Source organism: Saliphagus sp. LR7, from assembly GCF_003344565.1.
Classification (GTDB): Archaea; Halobacteriota; Halobacteria; order Halobacteriales; family Natrialbaceae; genus Saliphagus; species Saliphagus infecundisoli.
Genome location: NZ_QPND01000010.1, coordinates 1 through 19,273, shown reverse-complemented (window position 1 = coordinate 19,273; position 19,273 = coordinate 1). Strand labels below are relative to the sequence as shown.

Here is a 19,273-nt window from a genome sequence, read left to right as displayed (position 1 = left end):
TCCGGCCGTGCCCTCGATCGCCAGGTACGAAGCCGCCACATCCGTCTCGAAGAGGCCACCGGGACCGGAGTCATCGGTCGTGGGTTCCACGGATGACCGGAAAAAGGTTTGCCGGAGCGTCGATGGAGCCTTGGGTCCGGGGGCCCAATCGCCGGGCGCGTGGAGTACGAGATCCTCGGTTGGCCGCCCGACGGGCCGACGCTCCGGCTCGACCACGAGCGCTTTAGCTACGCCGGCAAGTTCGTGATGTCGAACACGGGCAAGGCCGTCGCCCGCGAGGACGGCGAGGTAGTCGCCGCCGTCGCGTTCAACGAGGACCGCACCGACGACCGCACCCTGTGGCTCCGCTACGTCACGGTCCGGAACGACCGCCGCGGCGAGGGGATCGGTCCCGAACTCCTCTCGCGCGTCCGCGAGGCCGCCCGCGAATGGGGCTACGACCGGCTCCGGATCGCGGTCAACAACCCCTACGCCTTCGAGGCGCTGTACCGGACCGGCTTTGCCTACACGGGCGAGACGACTGGGATCGCCGAGTTGGTCCTCGAGTACCCCCCGGAAGCGGTCGGGGCCGACCCCGAAAAGCGCTACCGCGAGGGGCTCGCCGAGTTCGAGGGGCGGGAGCTGACCGACGGCGAGGAGCGTTTCCTCGCCGAGAAGGGCGAACGGGGGCCGCCCGAGCGGATCGAGTGAGTGTCGCCGCCGACGGTCGACGAGGGGGTCCGGGAAATCGGGAGTCGCGGGGCGGACAAGACGGTCGGGTCGGAGACATGGGGCAACTATCAAATCCCGCTCGCTCCAACGTCCGTCGATGGGAAACGCAGCGCTCCGGGAGATCGCGGCCATCGAGGAGATCCCGATCGAGGAGCTGTCGGGCTCGGTGATCGCGGTCGACGCCCACAACTGGCTCTACCGGTATCTGACGACGACGGTCAAGTGGACCTCGAGGTCGGCGTACACGACCGCCGACGGCGAGGAGGTCGCAAACCTCATCGGGATCGTCAAGGGACTGCCGAAGTTCTTCGAGCACGACATCACTCCCGTGATGGTGTTCGACGGCGGCCCCTCCGACCTCAAAAGCGACGAGATCGAGTCCAGGCGCGCCCAACGCGAGAGCTACGAGGAGGACCTCGAGGTCGCCCGCGAGGAGGGCGACCCGGTTGCGATCGCCCGCCTGGAATCGCGGACCCAGCGCCTGACGCCGACGATCCAGGAGACCAGCCGAGAGCTGTTCGACCGACTCGACGTTCCGGTCGTCGAGGCCCCCGCAGAGGGCGAGGCCCAGGCGGCCCACATCGCCCGTCGAGGCGACGCCGACTACGTCGGCAGCGAGGACTACGACGCCCTCCTCTTTGGCGCGCCGCTGACCGTCCGCCAGCTGACGAGTTCGGGCGATCCGGAGCTGATGGATTTAGACGAGACCCTGGCGACTCACGACCTCACCCACGAACAGCTGATCGACGCCGCGATCCTGATCGGGACGGACTTCAACGAGGGGGTGTCGGGAATCGGCCCGAAGACCGCCCTCTCGGCGATCGCCGAACACGGCGACCTCTGGAGCGTCCTCGAGGCCAGGGGCGATTCGATCGCCCACGGCGACCGGATCCGCGCGCTGTTTCGCGACCCGAACGTGACCGACGACTACGCGTTCGACCCGACGATCGAACCCGACGTCGGGGCCGCACGCGAGTACGTCGCCGACTGGGGCGTCGCCGAGAGCGAGGTCGAACGCGGCTTCGAACGGCTCGAGGAGAGCATCGTCCAGACCGGGCTCGACCGCTGGTCGTGAGGCGGGCCGCTTGCCCGCTACGTGGTTGTGTACTGTGTGCCCGGCGGTCCGTCGTCGCAACCCGGATCCCGTGATCAGTCACTGCGATTAGCCCGAGCCAACCGGACGAGCCAACTCGGTGCCGTGTACGCCTAAAACGTCGAGTATCGTCCCTTTGGGGCCGCGAAACCCTTCTCGTTAGTTAGCCGTCACCGACATGTCGATGTTGACGGCCTTGCGGAGCAGTTGGGTAAAGCCCATCGAACAGAGGAAGTACCAGACGATCCAGGCCTGCATCGGGCCGATGACGCCGTCGTTCCACTCGACGACGCCGGCGATCGGCATCACGACCTGGAGTTCGTCGCTGGCGATGTGGCCATCCCGGATCATCCACCACATCCAGAGGAAGAAGGGAATAACGATCAGCATGGTCCAGACCATCGGCCGGAACTGCTCTTTGAACATTCCGAGGTTCTCGGCCATCGCCTCCATCTGTTCTTCCTGGACGCGATCCATCTCGTTGTCGAGGCGCTCGAGTTCGGCGTCGCTGGCCCCGCGTTCCTCGGCGGCTTCCTTTCGCTCCTCGACGTCCTTTCGCTTCTCCTGCATCGCCTGCATCCGCTCTTGATACTTGCCCATCCGCTCGGGATTCATCAGGTTCGCCTGCAGCAGCGATGTAGAAAGCCCGGTCACTAGCGCAACCGAGAGGATCACTCCGTAGAACGGGAGCGCGGCGTTGAGCGGCCCGAGTATCACGTCCATCGTCCCTCCAATGAGGTCCCGGATCGAGTCGAACCAGTAGCCGGTCATTAACAGGACGGCGCTCAGCCCGGCCAGCTTGTCCCACTGGGACCACGAGGAGGCGCCGTCGTCGATCTCGGGGGCGTCGTCGGCGTCGACCCCCTCCTCGTCGTCGTCCAGGGCGCGGTCGAACGCCTCCCGGTCGGCGATCTCGAAGCCGTCGCGGCCGTCGACTAAGATCCCCGTCTCGATGATCCGGCCCCACTGGCCGCTGGTGAGATCGTCCCGGACGTCGGCCCACTCGACCTCGCCGCCGTTTCGGTCGGCCTCCCGGCGGATCGAGTCAAGGGCCTCCGCCATTGAATCGTCCCCGCGGACGAGGTCGTCTACCTTTTCCGCGGTACGCATCATCTATGCTGAAACCACTTTACCCATCACCCATAAAACATTGTTCACTGACGACAGTCGGAATCCTTTGCCCGTTGACTTGGACCGGTGGGTGGCTACTATCGGAGGTCGGGTCCGTGATTCGGAACGGAACGCACGCGTTAGATGCGGATGACTGTATGTAACATTCGGATCGACGTTACATCGAGGTGCGAACCGACCACTGATTTATGTGGATTCGGTAGGTCTATTGATATATGAGGGATGGTCTAAAACAGAGATTATTTCGATTTGATCACGAGGGCTGGAACAACCCGTGGTACGGTATCGTTGCTGCGCCAGTTTTGGCAGTCCTGGGCGTTTCGTTCGGTGAGCTGTTTGGCGTACATCTCGTCTCATCAGCACTGGCGGAGAATCTAATTGTAGGATTCTGTATAGTGATAACAATCTTTGTTGGATTCACAGGAGTAGCGTTAGTTGATATGGCTCGTTGATTTCCCGGAGCGGTAGTCGCTTTCCCTGTATGTAACGACGACTCAACCGTGCTGAGCGACACCGTCCGGCCTCTCACCAGTAGCGAACGGACTCACCGTTGCCGCCCGAGTTCCCGCGAGACGAGGTCGATCGCGTTCCCGACCGCACCCACCGATGAGAGGTAGCCGACGCCGACGGTCGTCTTCAGGGCCGTCGCCGCCCGCCCCGTCACCACGGAGGAGCCGACCTGTGCGACCGCGTCGTCGCCGACGCTGACCAGCCAGCCCGGCGAGTCGAACGTAAAGGGCTCGAGTCGGGGCTCGAACTCCCCGCCCTCCCGGTCGTGGGCGACCAGTCGGGAGACGTTCTCGGCGACGGTCCGGGCCTCACGGACCGCGCTCTGGGCACTCGCGGGGACGGCCTCGCCGTCGGCATCGACGGCCCGGACCGCGTCGCCCAGTCCGAACGTCCGGGGCGCCAGCCGGAGGTCGCTGCGGACCGTCGGGCGCTCGCCGAGGGCGTCGGCCCCTCGGATCCCGCCGGTCCAGACGAACACGTCGTAGGCGAGTTCGCCGGAGGCCAGATCGACCCGGTCGGCGTCGGCCCCCCGGACCGTCTCGCCGGCCCGTACCTCGACGCCCTTCCGTTCGAGGGCCTCCCGGACCGCCCGGGAGAACGCCGGCGGGAATCCGGGGGCGACGCGCTCGAGGCGCTCGACGAGGACGATTTCGGGATCGACGCCCTCCTCGCGGGCGAGTTCGGCGAGTTCGCCCGCGACCTGGACCCCCGAGAGGCCGGCGCCGCCGACGACCACCTGGGGGTCCCCGTGGTCGGTCGCCCGGAAGAACTCCCGGCGGATCCGTTCGGCGTGGGCCAGCCGTTTCAGGGGAATCGCGTGTTCGCGGACGCCATCGAGGCCGTAGAAGGCGGTCCGGGCGCCCAGACAGACCGCGCCGACGTCGTAGGAGAGGGTTCCCCTCGAGAGGGCGACCTCTCCGTTCTCGGGATCGACCGACTTGACGCGTGCGACCCGGACGTCCGCGTCGACCGCGTCGGCGAGGGGGACGGTGATCCCGCGCGCGAGCTCAGGACGGCGGATGACCCGGTGGAGCTCGTGCTGGACGAGGTGGTTCGGGGAGGCGTCGACCAGCGTGAGGGTGGCGTCGGGGGGAAGCTCGCGCTCGAGCCGGCGCGTCAGCGTCAGGCCGGCGTAGCCCGCGCCGAGGACGGCGACGTGCATACGAGAACTTGGGCGCCCAGTCCCAAAAGCGTCGCCTCACAGGGTCGATTACAACGATTCACCGTTCGATCGCGCCACCGTATCGCGATCGACGGCGCACTGACTTGTAACCGGCTCTGTCAGAACAGGTGGTCGTCTACCGTCCGGGCGGGGCCGCCGACCCCCCAGCGGGCGGTCTCGACGCCGCAGTCGGCGACGGCCTCCTCGACCCGATCCGCATACGCCTCGCGGGTGTTGACGTAGACGCTCGCGCCCGTGTCCGTCGAGAAGTACACTGGTATCCCCTCCTCGCGGAGTTCTCGCACGCGAGTGAAGATTTCGAGGGTCCGGGGCTGCCAGTAGACCCAGCCCGCGGGCCCGGTCATCGTCGTCGCCGCCAGCGACAGCGAGTCGTGTTCGGCGGTCTCGAAGACCCGGTCGAAGTCTCCCTCCCGGAGCGCGTCGCGCATCTCGACCATCTGGTCGTGGATGTGGGCGTTCCTGGCCCCGAACATGTGGCTCTCGGTTGCCTCCTCGTGGGCCGCTTCGGTCTCCTTGTGGTAGGGCACCAGCCCCGCGATGATCGTCAGATCGTCGCCGACGTCGGTCTCCAGACGGCGCGACCGACAGTCCTCGTCGTTCAGTCCCGCCTCGAGCAGCGAGAAGCCGCCGGTGACCGACCGGGCGGCCGACGCCGAACCGACGCGGGCGATGGTCGAGATTTCCGGGTGGGTGAGTTCGAGGCCCGCAGCCGAAACGAGGGCGGTCGCGGCGGCGGCGAAGCCCGACGACGACGAGCCGAGGCCGACGTTCGACCGGAAGCTGTTTTCGCTTTCGATCCGGACCGGTTCGTCGGCGTGGGCGGCCGTCGCCCGATCGCGGACTTTCTCGACGACGGCGTCGACGCGCTCTTTGCCGCGTCCGTCGAGTTCCTCGCCGTCGACGACGAAACGATCCTCGTCGCTCGACCCGAACTCGACGGTCGTCGTCGTCCGGCTCGGGGCCGTACAGACGCTGATGCTGTCGTGGTAGGGCAGCCGCTCGACCGGGTCTCGCATCCCGTGGTACTTGACGAGTCCCTGGATCGGGTGGGCCACCGCCGTCGCTTTCATACCCCGACAGGGGCGTGTCGCCCGCTTAAAACTCCCGACCCCCGTCCGTGCGAACCGAACCGCTCAAATGACCGCTCCCGAAAGACGGAGGCAATGGGAACTCCCCTCGAGCCCCGCGAGGCCCAGGTCGAGGAAGTCACCGACCGGCTCCGGGAGACCTACCCCGATTCGACGATCTCGCTTCGGTACTCGAATCGCCTCGAGTTGCTTATCGCCGTCGTCCTCTCGGCGCAGTGTACCGACGAGCGCGTGAACGAGGTGACCGAGGAGCTCTTCGAGACGTACTCGACGCCCGCGGAGTACGCGAACGCCACAGAAGAAGAGCTCGCCGACGCGATCTACGGGATCACCTTTCACAACAACAAAGGTGGCTATCTCCAGGGGATCGGCGAACGCCTCGTCGCCGACCACGACGGCGAGGTTCCCGACACGATGGCCGAACTCACCGACCTCCCGGGGGTCGGCCGCAAGACCGCGAACGTCGTCCTCCAGCACGGCCACGACATCGTCGAGGGAATCGTGGTCGACACCCACGTCCAACGGCTCTCCCGGCGGCTCGGACTGACCGAGGAGCCCACGCCCGAGCGGATCGAAGAGGACCTCGTGGGGATCGTTCCCCGCGAGGACTGGCAGGAGTTCACCCACCTCTGTATCGACCACGGCCGGGCGACCTGTACCGCACGGAACCCCGACTGTGGGGACTGCGTGCTCGCGGCCATCTGTCCCTCCCAGAAGGGCGATAGCCCGGTCGACCTCGCCTCCGGCGAGCCCTGGTAGCGCGTCGGACGGGCCGCCCGGCCGGCTGTCGGGCGCAAGCCGAACCCCTTTTCTTCCGGCGCCCGTACGACCGGGTTGCCATGACCGACGACGACACCGACCACGGCCGCGACGTCGAACTCGCGAAGGAGGCCGACGAGAACGACGACGAAGAGCTCACCGAAGCGGAGATGGAGGCCCGGCGGAAACAGGAGGAAGAACGGAAGCGCCAGGACATCGAACACGAATCCGACGAGCGAGAAAACGACGCCCGGGAACACGAGAACCCGGACAACCACCGGGACGAGGAGCCGTTCAACAGCTAGACGGCGCCGGTCGGGACCCCGTTTTCCTGTGGCGCTGTCGGCGACGATCGCATGGCGTGGAGCGTAAATTTATACGCCTCGCTCCGGACGGTCCGCTATGCCTCGTTCCTCGCTCGGACAGCGCCGTGATTTCCGAGCCCTGTTCGACCAGCTTGAGGACGTCGCGCTCTGGACGGCGACCGAACCCGGGCGGTTCGACTACATCAGCGACGGGTTCGAGGGGATCTGGGGGATTCCGTCGGAGGAAGTCGAGGACGACGTAGAGAGATTGCTCGACACCATCCATCCCGACGACCGGGACCGCGTTCGCGAGCAGATGGAGCCCGGCGGATCGCGCGAGAACTCCTACGAGGGCCGCGTCGTTCGACCGGACGGCTCGCTCCGGTGGGTGCTCACGCGCCAGGTCCTCGTCGGGGAGGGACGGGACGTCGAGGCCGTCGGCCTCACGACGGACATCACCGACCAGAAGCGCCGCGAACAGGAACTCGAGCTGTTGAACCGGGTCGTCCGCCACGACATCCGAAACGACATCGCGGTCGTGCTCGGGTGGGCGGAACTGCTCTCCGATCACGTCGACGAGGAGGGCGAAGAGCACCTCCAGCGGATCCTCGACAGCGGGGAGCACATCGTCGAGCTCACCGAGACCGCCCGCGACCTCGTGGAGACGGTGACCGAACGCGGGGACCTCGCCGTCGAACCGACCCCGCTGTCCTCGGTCCTCGACACCGAGCTGTCGCTTCGCGAGGAGTCGTTTCCGGAGGCGGAGTTCGTCCTCGAGGACCCGGTTCCGGACGTCGAGGTCGCAGTCAACGGGATGGCCAGCTCGCTGTTCAGGAACTCCTGAACAACGCCGTCCAGCACAACGACGGCGAGACGCCCGTCGTCGAGGTCTCCTGTGAGGTGCGCCGGGAGGACGTCGTGGTCCGAATCGCCGACGACGGACCCGGAATTCCGGACGCACAGAAGGAGGTCGTGTTCGCGAAAGGCGAGAAGAGTCTCGGGAGTCCCGGGTCGGGACTCGGGCTCCATCTCGTTCGAACGCTGGTCGACCAGTACGGCGGCGACGTCCGGATCGAGGACAACGAGCCGACGGGTGCCGTCTTCGTCGTCTCGCTCCCGCGGGCCGACTGATCGAGTCTCGCCCCCACTGCCGGGACGTCGATCCCTACCAGAACACCTGGTACCGGAGGAGGTACCGGACGATCCCGATGAGGTAGGCGATCAGCCAGAGGAGGACGTAGCCGAAGACGCCGACCCGGAGCCGGCGGCGCCAGCCGGCCATGTTCTCGTGGAGGTCGTCGATCTCGACGTCCGCGGCCGCCCCGTCGGTGTAGAGGTCGTGATCGCGTTTGACCTGGAAGATCCGGACGATGCCGGTGAGCGCGACGGCGAGCATCGCGTACGCCTGGAGGCCGAAGAAGGCGTGGACGACGAGCAGCCCGCCCATCTGGGCGGCCGTGCGGGGGACCATCCAGCCGACCACGGGGAGAGTCGTCAGCGCCAGGCCGACCGCGATGAACTTCAGGTGGTAGACGAGGACGTCCCAGGTGACAACCTCGGTGTCGATCATGATCCAGGCGCCGTAGAGGTAAAAGGGGAAGCTGGCGGTGACGAGGCCGGCGACGACCGTCGCGACCGCCAGCTCTTGGTCCATGTCGGCGCTGGGGTCGCGCGCGGAATAAAGGGCCCGAAACCGGGCCCGGGGCCGGGTCGAAAAGGGTTTTGGCCGTCGGGCCCTGGGTTCGACCGATGGCGGATCCCGGAGACGCCCCCGACCGATCGGGCGAGCGAGCCCCGCCCGAGGACGCGCCCGGCGAGCCCTCCCCGGGGAGCGGGGCCGACGGGGACGCAGAGAGCGTCGAGGCCCTCCGCGAGCGCGTCGAGGAGAAGTACGACTTCGAGGCGTTCGGCCCCCGGGAGATGGCCGAGATCACCCCTGAGGAGTGGGACGTCGCCTTCGACGACGAGAGCTGGATCACCGGCACGGAGCTTCTGGCGCGGGTCGAACGCGAACTCAAGTCCCGGATCGCCAGCCGGGAAGTCTTCGCGTCCCTGGAGTACGCCGAAGTCGAGGGCGATCGGGCGCTGGTCGCCTACTCGGACACCGACTACGCGATCGTCTTCCCCGATGGAAGCGTCGAGGGTCGGGGGACGATCGTCCGGGACGTCAAGCCGACGGTCGCGCTCTGTTCGATGGACGACTACGAGGTCGACGACCCGCCCGAGGACTGGCGACTGCCCGACCCCGACTCGATCCCGGACTCGGGAAGCGAGGTCGGCAACTGGATGCTCCAGTTGCTCGCGGCCACCCAGCTGCTCGTGGGGCTTGGAACCTTAGTTGCCTGGCCGATCCTCGGCGCCCGGGACAACATGGTCCTGCTCGTGGTGGGTCTGGGCTTCACCGCCGTCGGCCTCGTCCTCTTCTTGATGGTCGCGAACGCCCGACTCTCCGAGAAGTTCCGCCTCCGGGAGTACAAGGGACGGCTCCGCTCGACCGGGGCGGCCTCGGCCGACCGGCCCGACTTCCTCCCGATCGAGGACGACGCGTTCGAGGGGAGCGAGCCGGCCCTCTCCGGCGAGGACGAGGGGTCGAAACCCCGGGATGACGGCCCGGTCGGCCGGTAACGGGAGCCGGTTCCCGGAGGTGCATCCGGAGGGTTTAAGCGAACAGGTTCCTGAACCCATCGTGTATGAACAGACGGGAGGCTCTGGTAGCGGTCGGCAGCGTTCTCGGTGCCGGCTCGGCCGTGACTGCCGTGATGCCCGTCGGGGCCCAGGAGGACGGGAGCGGGGGCAACGAGAGCGGCGGTAACGAGACGGGAGGCGGGAGCGGCGGAAACGAAACGGGAGGCGGGAGCGGCGGAAACGAAACGCAGGGCGGGGGCAACGAGAGCGGCGGCGGAAACCAAAGCGGCAACGCAAGCGGCGGTGGCGGAGGCGGCACCACGGAGACGGTCAACGTCGTCGACAACGCCTTCGAACCCGCCGAACTCACCATCGAGCCCGGGACGACCGTCGAGTGGGCCTGGCAGGGAACCCAGGCCCAGCACAACGTCGTCCCCGACTCCCAGCCCGAGGGAGCCGGCTGGGAGGGCCACTCCTCGCTCGAGAGCGGCGACTTTTCCTTTTCGTCGACGTTCGAGACGGAAGGCGACTACGAGTACATCTGTGAGCCCCACGTCTCCCAGGGGATGACCGGCACCATCACCGTCACCACCGACACGGGCGGGGGGCAGGCCGAGGCCGACGTCGACATCCACGACCTCGGCGTCCCGATCCAGAAGCAGTACGTCGGGGTCGCGAGTTTCCTCGCGACGTTCGTCTCGCTGGTCTTTACGTTCTACCTGCTGAAGTACGGCGAGTCGGCGAACACCAGCAGTCCGGGGAGGGATCGCTAAATGTCCTCCTCCGGAAGCACCTACGGCGACATCCACCGCTACGAACCCCCCCGCGAGAGCACGGTCGCCGCGATCGCGATCGTCCTGCTCACCTTCGTCCAGATGATCTTCGTCGCGCTGTTCGTCTACGGGCTCGCGGACCAGTGGGCGATCGGCTCCCAGGCCGGCGGGACCGGGAACATGTTCCTCGGCTTCCTGCTGGCCGCGATCTTCGTCAATCTCGGATTCATCCTCATGCTCTATCGCAAGGAGTTCCTCCCCGACGTGATGATCGTCAAGAAGCGACGCCGGAAGTGGGAGGACGTCCACATCCGCGAGGACCAGGCCGAGGGACGGACCCTCGCCGACGAAACCGGCGCGTGGGACACGGTCAAACGCGCGATTTACCCATACTACAAACGATAACAATGGCAGACGACGACAACTATCCGGTCGAATCCGATCGCCGTCGCTTCGTCAAGGGCGTCGTCGGCGGCGGCGTGCTCTCGGGGCTGCTCACCGTCGGCGCCGCGAGCGTGACGATGGCGACGACTCCCTCCGGCGGCGGCGGCGGGAGAATGGACTACCGCGGCGCCGTCCGGGAGATGGGGCCGGCCCCGCGCGGGCTCCCCCAGATCCCGATCGAGATCGACGACGAGGGCTACCTCCAGGGCATCTGGCCCGAGCCCGAAACCGTCGAGCAAGGCAGCACCGAGTACCAGGTCTCCCGAACCGAGATCGCCGGCACGGAGTACTCGACGGAGTGGTACCAGTACTGTGGCGTCCAGACGTTCCCAGGGATCGCTCCCGACGCCGACGGCCAGGACGCCTACTTCCGGTACGACACCTCCGCCTCCGGGGACTACCCGTGGATGGAGGAGGTAAGCGGCGGCGACCGGATCCACATCGAGGACCTCGAGGGCTACGAGGACTGGGGCAACGGCATCGGCGAGGACGGGCTGGGCAAGCCCGCCACCGCGACCTGGCGCTCACAGAACGTTGCCGCCGAGAACACGATCCCCATCATCGTCATCCGGTCGACCCGGATCGAGGAAATGGCCCAGGACGACGAATGGGTCGCTGAAACGTGCCCGCAGGGCTGTGTCGCTTACCTCAACAAGTGTACCCACTTCTGTTGTGTCCCCGGCTACAAGCGCCTGGGCGAGTCGGGCAACTACGGGAACGGCGACGACAGGATCTACTGTAACTGCCACCAGTCGGTGTACAACCCCTTCGATATCACCGAACAGCAACTCATCGCGCTCCCGCGCCCGGAGGGCGACGACGAATGAGCTTAGAGCCGAAGGACGAACACGATCACAACGCCTGGCTCGCCGAGCGCGACCTCTCGGTCATCGAGAAGACGTATCTGACGACGCTGGTCTGGCTCGACCGGCGCCTCCGGCTCGTCGACTATCTGGAGATCTTAGAGAACATGTACTACAAGATCAACCTCCAGATGCCAAAGAGCCACACCGAACAGTACAACCTGGACAACAAGTTCTGGTACTGGTATCCCCTCTACGCGCTGGGCTCGTTTTCCTTACTGGCCTATCTCGTCGCGGCGATCAGCGGGGCCTTACTCGGGTTCTACTACGCGCCCGCGACCGCCGGGGAGACCCCTGCGGCGTATGCGACGATCTCGACGATCATGATGGACCAGAACTTCGGGTTCATGCTCCGGAGCATCCACCGGTGGTCGGCCCAGGTGATGGCCGCCGTCGTCTTCCTCCACATGATCCGGGTCTACTTCACGGGCGCCTACAAGGAGCCCCGGGAGGTCAACTGGCTGATCGGCGTCGTCCTGCTCGCGCTGACCGTCGGCTTCGGCTACACCGGCTACCTGCTGCCCTGGAACCAGCTGGCGTTCTGGGCCGGCCAGATCGGCGTCGAGATGGCGCTTGCCGTCCCGGTCGTCGGCGAGTGGGGCGCCCAGCTGATCTTCGGCGGCTTCAGCCTGAGCCAGTCGACGCTCCAGCGGATGTACATCCTCCACGTGTTCGTCCTCCCGTTCGTTGTGACGGGACTGATCGTGCTCCACATCGGCATCGTCTGGATGCAGGGCATCGCGGAACCCCACTGATACAATGAGCGACAACCAAGACCCACAGACCGACGGCAGCGGCCCCGGAATCGTCGCGCCCGACGACGAGACGCCCACCTGGCGCGAACGGAAGGAACGCCGGACCGGCCTCTCGCGGCTCACCTACGAGTACTTCGAGCGCTCCCGCCGCGAGGACCAGGACCTCCGCCAGGAGTCGACCTACGTCGAACGCGACGTGCTCGGCTTTCCCGCCTGGCCCCACGAGACGGTCCGGAACCTCGCGATCTCGAGTTTCTTCGTCGGGATGCTGGTGTTCCTGGCGGCGATGCTCCCGCCCCACCTCGGGGACGTGGCCAACCCCGCCCAGACGCCCTCCGTCATCATCCCCGACTGGTATCTCTACTGGTCGTTCGGCCTGTTGAAGCTCGGCCCGCTCAACCCCGAGCTGTCGATCCTGGGCGGCGAGAAGCTCATGTCCGACGAGTTCTACGGCGTGCTCGCGAACGTCGCCGTCGTCGGCGTGATCGCAATCGTTCCCTTCCTCAACAAGGGCAGCGCCCGGCGCCCGGTCGAGCAGCCGTTCTGGACGGCCGTCGGCGTCGCCGGCGTCACCTTCGCGTTCACGATGAGCGTGGTGGCGGTCCAGAACCTCGTCCCGTTCAGCCACGGGATCACGTTCGACCTCTCGTTCCTGTTGCCGCTGGTGGCGGGAACGATCGCGTACTCGGTACTGAAGGCGATGCGCGAGGGGTACATGTACGACCTGAACCGACGGTACTACCGCCTCAGGCCGCCGAAGTAGTGCGAGCACCCGAATGACCGATCGAGACGGAAGGGACGGAACGACTGACGAGGCCGGAGAGAACGCGGACGACGGCCCGGATCGACACGACGTCGTCGTCCCGCTCAGGCTCTACAAGACCGTCACCGTTTTCTCGACGCTGATCGCCATCGTCTCGATTCTCGCGGGGTTTGCCCTGTTGGACGCCGCGACGAACCGTGCCCAGGCCGACATCGGCGAGATCGGCGTCGGGCTCTCGATCGTGGGCGTCGCCCTGATCGCGACCGGCGCGCTCACCTACGCGTTCTCGACGCGGTTTCGGGCCGCCGGGATGGGAAACGCTAAAGACGAGCCCGACGAAGGATCGACTACGAACAATGGCCGATGAATTCATCAAGGGGTTTGCCATCCTCACTGGGGGGTTGCTCATATGGTTGGTGTTCGCTGGCTGGTTCAACACCCCGAGCTTCTACGATACGCAGCTCATCGCACCGAACCCGGAGGATCCCGGCACCTACGCGGCCGTCGCGCTCGTGATCAAGGACGCGATGTTGTACTTCGCGCTGGTCGGAGCGTTCACCTTCTGGGTGCTCGTCCCGACCGGACGGCGCGCCCGGGAGTACTACGCGGAGACCGACAGCTGAACGCGCGGTCTCGAGTCCGGTCCGAACTGGTTTTCGGTGGTGACCGAACCCGGGAGCGCCCGCGTCGTCCGCGGAAACGGGGAGCCGGCCCGAAGACGAGACCGTCGGTGCTCTCATAGGGTCGGTCACAAGTCAGTGTCCCGTCGATCGAAACACGGCACTGCGAGATCGGCAGATCGTCGTAACGACCCTCTCGGCTGTGTTCGAGCCGAAGCCTCCCAAGGGGTGAACGAGTCGCTCGATGCTGCCCGGTCTTTGACGGGGACGCCACGAGTGACTGGAACTGAAGCGACGACCGTGCGCCGAGAACCGGGATCGAAGCCCCTCCCGGACCGAGGGGCGTCTGGGAGGAACGGGGAGAGGTCACACGATCGCGTCCCAGACCGGACTGACGATGAAGAAAAGCGACTGGTAGGCGATGTAGGCGAAGACGAGCGCCGACGCGAACAGCGCGCCGTTCGGGCGCTCGATGGGCCGCTCAGTGCGCGCCTCGACGAGGCGGGCCTCGAACTCGAAGACGTCGGCGATCACGAGCGCGAGGACGAGGGTCGTCAGGACGACGCCGCCGTGGAGGTGGACCGTGATGTAGTAGAACGACCCGAGCACGAGCGCGACGTTCGTGGCGTCGAGGGCGGTGCTCCGGGTGATCGCCTCGGCGCCGCCCTCGCGTGCGGCGCTGGCGTAGTCGCGGTAGGCGAGCGCGCGGATCGCGAGGTTCGCAACCACGACGACGAGCAGGACGAACTCGATGGCCGCGACGCCGCTGACCACCTCCTGGGCGAGGACGTCGATCGGCCCGAACAGCGATGACGTGATCATACCCGAAACACGGTGGTTCGACCATTAGAGTGTTTCCAATGTGGACGGGTGCCAACGGTCGTCGGCCGGTGCGTCCACATCCGGTTCACTCGAGGCCGGGGTCAGCGACCACCGCGAGGTTGCCGTCGGTGCCGATCGAGACCGGCGAGCCGACGCCGACGGTGGCGACGGTTCGGTCGTCGGCCTGGAGGGAGACGGCTCCCTCGTCGCGTTCGACGGCGAGCGCGAGGGTGTCGTCGGGGAGGATCCACTGCTTGGTCTTCGTGACGAAGGGGGCGACCGGAACGACGGCGACGCCCGCGAGGGACGCCGAGAGCACCGGGGCGCCGGCGGCGCTCGCGTAGCCGTGGCTCCCCTGGGGGGTCGCGACGACGACGCCGTCGGCCCGGAACCGCGCGACCGTCTCCCCCCGGCTCGAGACGCTGTACTCCGAGATGCGCGCGGGTTCGGCGGTCAGGAGGCCGACGTCGAAAAACGCTCGCTTGGAAACCCCCTCCGTCTCGACCCGGAGGACCGGCCGGCGGACCGTCCGCGGGTTGCCCGGGAGGGCGTCCCGGACCGCTTCCGGGAGCCGGTCGGGCGTGACCGAGGGGACGCCATCGATCCCGACGGCGAGGACCGGGGCGTCCACGCCCGCCCGGGCGACCGCCGACAGGGAGGGCTCGTCCGGACAGACGACGACGTCGGGCGCTCGCTCGAGATCCGGGGCCGGGCCGACCACCAGTCGCCCGCCCTCTCTCTCGACCGTCTCCGAGAGGGCGTCGAGCTCGAGTGAGGAGCCGCCGCTCTCGCCCTCGACGACGGCAACGCGGCTCTCCCCCTCGTTCGCCCGCCCCGGCGGTCCCATACGGGCCGTTCCGGCGCGCCGGTCAAAAGCATGCGGTTTGGATGCCGGGGCGTCGAACTGAATCTTTTTCACCCCGCTCCGTGACCGGCCCGTATGCGGGAGACGCTCGCGGCGTGGCGGCCGGCGATCGACGACGCGATCGCCGACCTGCTCCCACGGGAGATCGACGCCGACTACCTCGAGGACTTCTTCGGCGCGCCCACCTACGCGTACGACCCCGAAAGCATCCAGCGGGGCCTCGCGGACCCGGTTTGGGACCTGCTCGACCGGGGCGGGAAACGCTGGCGGGCCGTCCTCTTTCTGGTCCTCGTCGAGGGGTTCGGCGAGGACCCCGAGGAACTCCTCGCTTACGCCTGCATCCCCGAGATCCTCCACAACGGGACGATCATCGTCGACGACGTCGAGGACGAGGCCGCGATCCGCCGGGGCGAGCCCGCCCTCCACCGCGTCTACGGCGAGGACGTCGCGCTGAACGCCGGCAACGCGCTGTACTTTCTCCCCCTGAAAGTTCTCGAACGCGATCCGGGCGACCTCCCCGCCGAGGCCCGGCTGGCGGCCTACGAGATGCTCACCCACGAACTCAACCGGACCCACCTCGGCCAGGGAATGGACATCGCCTGGCACAACGAGCGCGACGTCCGGATCTCCCGGGCGGAGTACCTCGAGATGTGTGCGTGCAAGACGGGCTGTCTCGGCCGGATCGTCGCCCGTCTGGCGGCGATCGTCGCCGGGCAGTCCGAAGCAATCGAGCGCCACGCCGCCGCCTACGCCGAACTCACCTCGGTCGCCTTCCAGATCGGCGACGACATCTTGGACGTCGAGAACTCCCTCGGCCGGGCCGGCGACTTCGGCAAGGAGTTCGGCAACGACGTCCGGGAGGGCAAGAAGACGCTGATGGCGATCCACGCCCTCGAGGAGGCCGACCCCGCCGACGCGGAGCGCCTCCGGGGGATCCTCGGTGCCGACACGAACACCGACGAGGAGATCCGGGAGGCCCTCGCGATCCTCGAGTCGGCCGGCAGTGTCGAGTACGCCCGCGAGCGCGCCCTCGAGCTGGCCGCCGAGGCCAGAGAGCACGTCGATGCCCTCGGGGTCGACCCTGACACGGCGGAGAAACTCGCGGCGTTCACGACGTTCGTCATCGACCGGGACGCCTGAGCTATCGGACGTCGGGGCCGCTCTCGTCGGGGCGGCCGACGAGTTCGAGTTCGATCTCCAACCCCTCGTCGCCGACGCCCTCGAACTCGATCTCGAGTTCGGCGGGCTCGCCGAACGCGAAGGGGAGTTCCCAGTCGTCGCCCTCGATCGTCAGCTCCTCGCCGTCGCGGAGTTGGTTCCCGAGGTCGATCAGGAACCGGCCCGCTTCCTCCGTCGAGAGGCGGTACTCGCGTTCGAAGTTCCGGCCGGGTCGGATCGTCGTCCGTCCTTCCGGGTCGTCGTCGGAATCGGTCATGAACGGGTGAGGAGTGGCGACGAGGATAGCGGTTGCGGTCCGCCCGGTCACCGCGACCCGCATCGTCTACGTCGGGGCGAGCCGGACGATCGGGGCGTCCTCGGCGTCGACGGCGACGTAGACGACGCTCGAATCGCCGACGACGACGTCCCGGACGCGCCACCCGCGATCGACCAGCAGCGGCTCTCGCTCCCGGACGGAGACGTCGTCGGTCCCCGCCCCTTCGACGGAAAAGCGCCCAAGGTATCCCTCGGCCAGGTTGCCGACGAGGAGGTCGCCCTGCCACGGGAGGGCCGTCCCGTCGTAGAACGCGGCGCCGCTCGGCGGGAACCCGCCCGAGCCACACTCCCAGTAGTGGACGGGCTCGACCGTCCCCTCGCGTTCGTCGGGGCGGTCGCCGACGGGGTCGTCGGTGCCGTACTCGCAGGCGTAGGTCGCGACCGGCCAGCCGTAGTTGCCGCCCGCCTCGAGCCGATTGATCTCGTCGCCGTCCTCCTCGCCGTGTTCGGCCTGCCAGATCCCGCCGGTTTCGGGGTGGACCGCCATCGCCTGGGGGTTCCGGTGGCCGTAGCTGTAGATCGCCTCCCGGACGGCCTCATCGCCGCCGACGAACGGGTTGTCCTCGGGGATCGAGCCGTCCGGACGGAGCCGCAGCGTCGTCCCGAGATTCGTCCCCAGGTCCTGGGCGACGTGATCCGGGCCGAACTCCTTTGACTGGCGGTCGCCGACGGTCACGTAGAGCATCCCGTCGGCGCCGAAGACGGCCCGGGAGCCGTAGTGGCCGCTCGAGCCCGCGGCGTCGGCGACGTACAGGTCCTCGAAGCCCTCTACGGCCATCGCCTCGGCGTCGAACCGGCCCCGACCGAGGTGGGTCGCCGACTCTCCGTCGCCGGTCCCGGCGGCGTAGGTGAGGTAGATCCAGGGCTCCTCGTCGAAGTCGGGGGCCAACTCGACGTCGAGCAGGCCGCCCTGCCCCTCCGGGAGGACCTCCGGCACGCCGTCGATCGGGTCGACGTCCCCGGAGTCCGGATCGATTCGGACGAGCCGACCCTCGCGCTCGGTGACGAGGAGCCCGCCCTCCGGGAGAATTGCGATCGCCCACGGGTGGGACAGCCCGGTCGCGACCTCCGTGACCGCGAGGGAGGGTTCCTCGGGGTCCGGGTCCGCCTCGGATTCGGTGCCTCCGGACTCGTCCTCGGACCCCTCTCCGTCGCGTCCGTTCTCCGTTTCGTCGTCTACGGAACTCGCGGGATCGTCTTCCCGATCCGCCGCGGACCCGCTTGCGTCATCGTCGAACCCGAGACAGCCGGTAGCGGGAACGGGCGCGATCGCCGCCCCGAGAAGGACCGCCCGTCGCGAGTACCGGGAGGAGGTCATCGGGACCGAATGGGGGTCCCCGCCGTATCACGCTTCCGGGGGAGGAGGTCAGTCGTCGCCGACCTGGGCAGCGATGTCGTCGACGACGTCGGGGTTGCGCAGGGTGGAGGTATCCCCGAGTTCGTCGCCGCTGGCGAGGTCCTCGAGGAGTCGGCGCATGATCTTGCCCGAGCGGGTTTTGGGGAGTTCGGGTGTGAAGATCACTTCTTCGGGGCGGGCGATGGGGCCGATGGCCTCCTCGACGCCTTCGACGATGCGCTCGCGGAGGTCGTCGCTTCCCTCGTAGTCGTCCTCGACGATGACGTAGGCATACACCGCTTCGCCCTTGAGGTCGTGGTCGCCGCCGACGACGGCGGCTTCGGCGACGCCCTCGGTGCCGACGATGGCGCTTTCGATCTCCATCGTGCCCAGTCGGTGCCCGGAGACGTTGATGACGTCGTCGACGCGCCCGAGGATGGTGATATACCCATCCGAGTCGATCTTGGCGCCGTCCTCGGGGAAGTAGACCCACTCGTCGGCGTCGGGATCCGAATACTCGCGCCAGTACTCCTCGAGGAAGCGCTCGTCGTTGTTGTAGAGCGTTCGCAACATCCCCGGCCAGGGGTTGTCGACCGTGAGGTAGCCCGCGTCGCCCGCCTCGACCTCTTCGCCGCCCGAATCGACGATCCGGGCGTCGATGCCGGGCAGTGGCGGGCCCGCCGATCCCGGCTTCATCTCGCCGATGCCCGGGAGGGTGGTGATCATCATGCCGCCGGTTTCGGTTTGCCACCAGGTATCGACGATGGGACACTCCTCGCCACCGATATGGGTGTAGTACCACTTCCAGGCGCGAGGATTGATCGGCTCGCCTACGGTGCCCAACAACCGGAGCGACGAAAGGTCGTGTTCTTTGGGGTAGTCCTGGCCCCACTTCATGAACGCCCGAATCGCCGTCGGTGCCGTGTAGAAGATGTCGACCCCATAGTTCTCGACGAGCTCCCAGAGCCGATCCTTCTCGGGGTAATCGGGCGTGCCCTCGTACATCACGCTCGTCGTCCCCAACGCGAGCGGACCGTAGACGATGTACGAATGCCCGGTGATCCAGCCGATGTCCGCGGCACACCAGTACGTATCGTCGGGTTCGACGTCCAACACGGCATGGGACGTCCAGG

The 19,273-nt window shown here is 67.3% G+C and carries 25 protein-coding genes; 16 read left to right on the top strand and 9 right to left on the bottom strand.

Translation table 11 applies throughout. The annotated features are described in order from the left end of the window. Nucleotides 1–159 precede the first annotated feature (159 nt). Nucleotides 160–690, top strand: a complete 531-nt coding sequence (locus tag DVH23_RS13945) for a GNAT family N-acetyltransferase (protein WP_114578043.1) — start codon at nucleotides 160–162, stop codon at nucleotides 688–690. Between the two features lie 118 nt (nucleotides 691–808). Next, a complete protein-coding gene (gene fen / locus DVH23_RS13940) occupies nucleotides 809–1,786 on the top strand; it encodes a flap endonuclease-1 (protein ID WP_114578042.1) in 978 nt (325 codons plus the stop codon). Nucleotides 1,787–1,963: 177 nt separating this feature from the next. On the opposite strand, the gene DVH23_RS13935 is transcribed toward fen, so the two are convergent. Next, nucleotides 1,964–2,917, bottom strand: a complete 954-nt coding sequence (locus DVH23_RS13935; protein ID WP_114578041.1) for a DUF106 domain-containing protein — start codon at nucleotides 2,915–2,917, stop codon at nucleotides 1,964–1,966. A gap of 233 nt (nucleotides 2,918–3,150) precedes the next feature. On the opposite strand from DVH23_RS13935, the gene DVH23_RS23580 reads away from it, so the two are divergent. After that, nucleotides 3,151–3,387, top strand: a complete 237-nt coding sequence (locus DVH23_RS23580) for a hypothetical protein (protein WP_157972403.1) — start codon at nucleotides 3,151–3,153, stop codon at nucleotides 3,385–3,387. A 92-nt stretch (nucleotides 3,388–3,479) separates the two neighbouring features. Here DVH23_RS23580 and DVH23_RS13930 read toward each other — a convergent pair whose 3' ends face one another. Together DVH23_RS13930 and mvaD are read right to left on the bottom strand one after the other, a co-directional pair. Further along, a complete protein-coding gene (locus tag DVH23_RS13930; RefSeq protein ID WP_114578040.1) occupies nucleotides 3,480–4,607 on the bottom strand; it encodes an NAD(P)/FAD-dependent oxidoreductase in 1,128 nt (375 codons plus the stop codon). 119 nt (nucleotides 4,608–4,726) lie between these two features. After that, nucleotides 4,727–5,698, bottom strand: coding sequence for a phosphomevalonate decarboxylase MvaD (gene mvaD, locus DVH23_RS13925; protein ID WP_114578039.1), 972 nt, complete (start codon nucleotides 5,696–5,698; stop codon nucleotides 4,727–4,729). Between the two features lie 93 nt (nucleotides 5,699–5,791). On the opposite strand from mvaD, the gene nth reads away from it, so the two are divergent. From nth to DVH23_RS24295, 4 genes are all read left to right on the top strand, one after another. After that, nucleotides 5,792–6,475, top strand: coding sequence for an endonuclease III (gene nth, locus DVH23_RS13920; protein ID WP_114578038.1), 684 nt, complete (start codon nucleotides 5,792–5,794; stop codon nucleotides 6,473–6,475). An 80-nt stretch (nucleotides 6,476–6,555) separates the two neighbouring features. After that, nucleotides 6,556–6,780: a hypothetical protein gene (locus tag DVH23_RS13915; RefSeq protein ID WP_114578037.1), complete on the top strand. Its 225-nt coding sequence runs from the start codon at nucleotides 6,556–6,558 to the stop codon at nucleotides 6,778–6,780. Nucleotides 6,781–6,877: 97 nt separating this feature from the next. Further along, complete coding sequence (locus DVH23_RS13910) at nucleotides 6,878–7,624, top strand: PAS domain S-box protein (protein WP_198667936.1); 747 nt, start codon at nucleotides 6,878–6,880, stop codon at nucleotides 7,622–7,624. Next, entirely contained in the window at nucleotides 7,621–7,911 is a 291-nt protein-coding gene (locus DVH23_RS24295; protein ID WP_232833767.1) for a sensor histidine kinase KdpD, read from the top strand. Before DVH23_RS13910 ends, DVH23_RS24295 begins: the two co-directional genes overlap by 4 nt. Nucleotides 7,912–7,945: 34 nt before the next feature. Here DVH23_RS24295 and DVH23_RS13905 read toward each other — a convergent pair whose 3' ends face one another. Further along, on the bottom strand, nucleotides 7,946–8,434 hold the full coding sequence (locus tag DVH23_RS13905) for a hypothetical protein (RefSeq protein WP_114578036.1): 489 nt from the start codon (nucleotides 8,432–8,434) through the stop codon (nucleotides 7,946–7,948). Between the two features lie 95 nt (nucleotides 8,435–8,529). Between DVH23_RS13905 and DVH23_RS13900 the strand changes: the two genes are divergently transcribed. The 8 genes from DVH23_RS13900 to DVH23_RS13865 all read left to right on the top strand — a co-directional run bounded on the left by DVH23_RS13900 (nucleotide 8,530) and on the right by DVH23_RS13865 (nucleotide 13,626). Further along, a complete protein-coding gene (locus tag DVH23_RS13900; protein WP_198667935.1) occupies nucleotides 8,530–9,405 on the top strand; it encodes a hypothetical protein in 876 nt (291 codons plus the stop codon). 65 nt (nucleotides 9,406–9,470) lie between these two features. Next, nucleotides 9,471–10,178, top strand: a complete 708-nt coding sequence (locus tag DVH23_RS13895; protein ID WP_114578035.1) for a plastocyanin/azurin family copper-binding protein — start codon at nucleotides 9,471–9,473, stop codon at nucleotides 10,176–10,178. Continuing rightward, nucleotides 10,179–10,583: a hypothetical protein gene (locus DVH23_RS13890; RefSeq protein ID WP_114578034.1), complete on the top strand. Its 405-nt coding sequence runs from the start codon at nucleotides 10,179–10,181 to the stop codon at nucleotides 10,581–10,583. A gap of 2 nt (nucleotides 10,584–10,585) precedes the next feature. After that, nucleotides 10,586–11,449: a Rieske 2Fe-2S domain-containing protein gene (locus DVH23_RS13885; RefSeq protein WP_114578033.1), complete on the top strand. Its 864-nt coding sequence runs from the start codon at nucleotides 10,586–10,588 to the stop codon at nucleotides 11,447–11,449. Further along, nucleotides 11,446–12,240 carry a cytochrome b N-terminal domain-containing protein gene (locus DVH23_RS13880; RefSeq protein WP_114578032.1) on the top strand — a complete coding sequence of 265 codons (795 nt, stop codon included), beginning with the start codon at nucleotides 11,446–11,448 and terminating at the stop codon, nucleotides 12,238–12,240. Before DVH23_RS13885 ends, DVH23_RS13880 begins: the two co-directional genes overlap by 4 nt. 4 nt (nucleotides 12,241–12,244) lie before the next feature. Continuing rightward, a complete protein-coding gene (locus DVH23_RS13875) occupies nucleotides 12,245–13,003 on the top strand; it encodes a cytochrome bc complex cytochrome b subunit (protein WP_114578031.1) in 759 nt (252 codons plus the stop codon). 13 nt (nucleotides 13,004–13,016) lie between these two features. Then, complete coding sequence (locus DVH23_RS13870) at nucleotides 13,017–13,370, top strand: hypothetical protein (protein WP_114578030.1); 354 nt, start codon at nucleotides 13,017–13,019, stop codon at nucleotides 13,368–13,370. After that, nucleotides 13,360–13,626 carry a hypothetical protein gene (locus tag DVH23_RS13865; RefSeq protein ID WP_114578029.1) on the top strand — a complete coding sequence of 89 codons (267 nt, stop codon included), beginning with the start codon at nucleotides 13,360–13,362 and terminating at the stop codon, nucleotides 13,624–13,626. Before DVH23_RS13870 ends, DVH23_RS13865 begins: the two co-directional genes overlap by 11 nt. 363 nt (nucleotides 13,627–13,989) lie before the next feature. Here the strand turns inward: DVH23_RS13865 and DVH23_RS13860 are convergent, their stop codons facing one another. Continuing rightward, nucleotides 13,990–14,445, bottom strand: a complete 456-nt coding sequence (locus tag DVH23_RS13860; RefSeq protein WP_114578028.1) for a hypothetical protein — start codon at nucleotides 14,443–14,445, stop codon at nucleotides 13,990–13,992. Nucleotides 14,446–14,530: 85 nt separating this feature from the next. Then, the gene (locus DVH23_RS13855; RefSeq protein ID WP_114578027.1) at nucleotides 14,531–15,292 is read right to left on the bottom strand and encodes an NAD(+)/NADH kinase; all 762 of its coding nucleotides are present in this window, start codon (nucleotides 15,290–15,292) and stop codon (nucleotides 14,531–14,533) included. Nucleotides 15,293–15,385: 93 nt separating this feature from the next. Between DVH23_RS13855 and DVH23_RS13850 the strand changes: the two genes are divergently transcribed. Then, nucleotides 15,386–16,450: a polyprenyl synthetase family protein gene (locus DVH23_RS13850; protein ID WP_114578026.1), complete on the top strand. Its 1,065-nt coding sequence runs from the start codon at nucleotides 15,386–15,388 to the stop codon at nucleotides 16,448–16,450. A gap of 1 nt (nucleotide 16,451) precedes the next feature. On the opposite strand, the gene DVH23_RS13845 is transcribed toward DVH23_RS13850, so the two are convergent. The 3 genes from DVH23_RS13845 to DVH23_RS13835 form a co-directional block, all read right to left on the bottom strand. Beyond that, nucleotides 16,452–16,745: an amphi-Trp domain-containing protein gene (locus DVH23_RS13845; protein ID WP_114578187.1), complete on the bottom strand. Its 294-nt coding sequence runs from the start codon at nucleotides 16,743–16,745 to the stop codon at nucleotides 16,452–16,454. A 66-nt stretch (nucleotides 16,746–16,811) separates the two neighbouring features. Next, nucleotides 16,812–18,122, bottom strand: a complete 1,311-nt coding sequence (locus DVH23_RS13840) for a PQQ-dependent sugar dehydrogenase (protein ID WP_114578025.1) — start codon at nucleotides 18,120–18,122, stop codon at nucleotides 16,812–16,814. Nucleotides 18,123–18,170: 48 nt separating this feature from the next. Further along, on the bottom strand, nucleotides 18,171–19,273 hold a 1,103-nt coding region (locus DVH23_RS13835; RefSeq protein ID WP_157972402.1), incomplete at its 5' end, for an AMP-binding protein.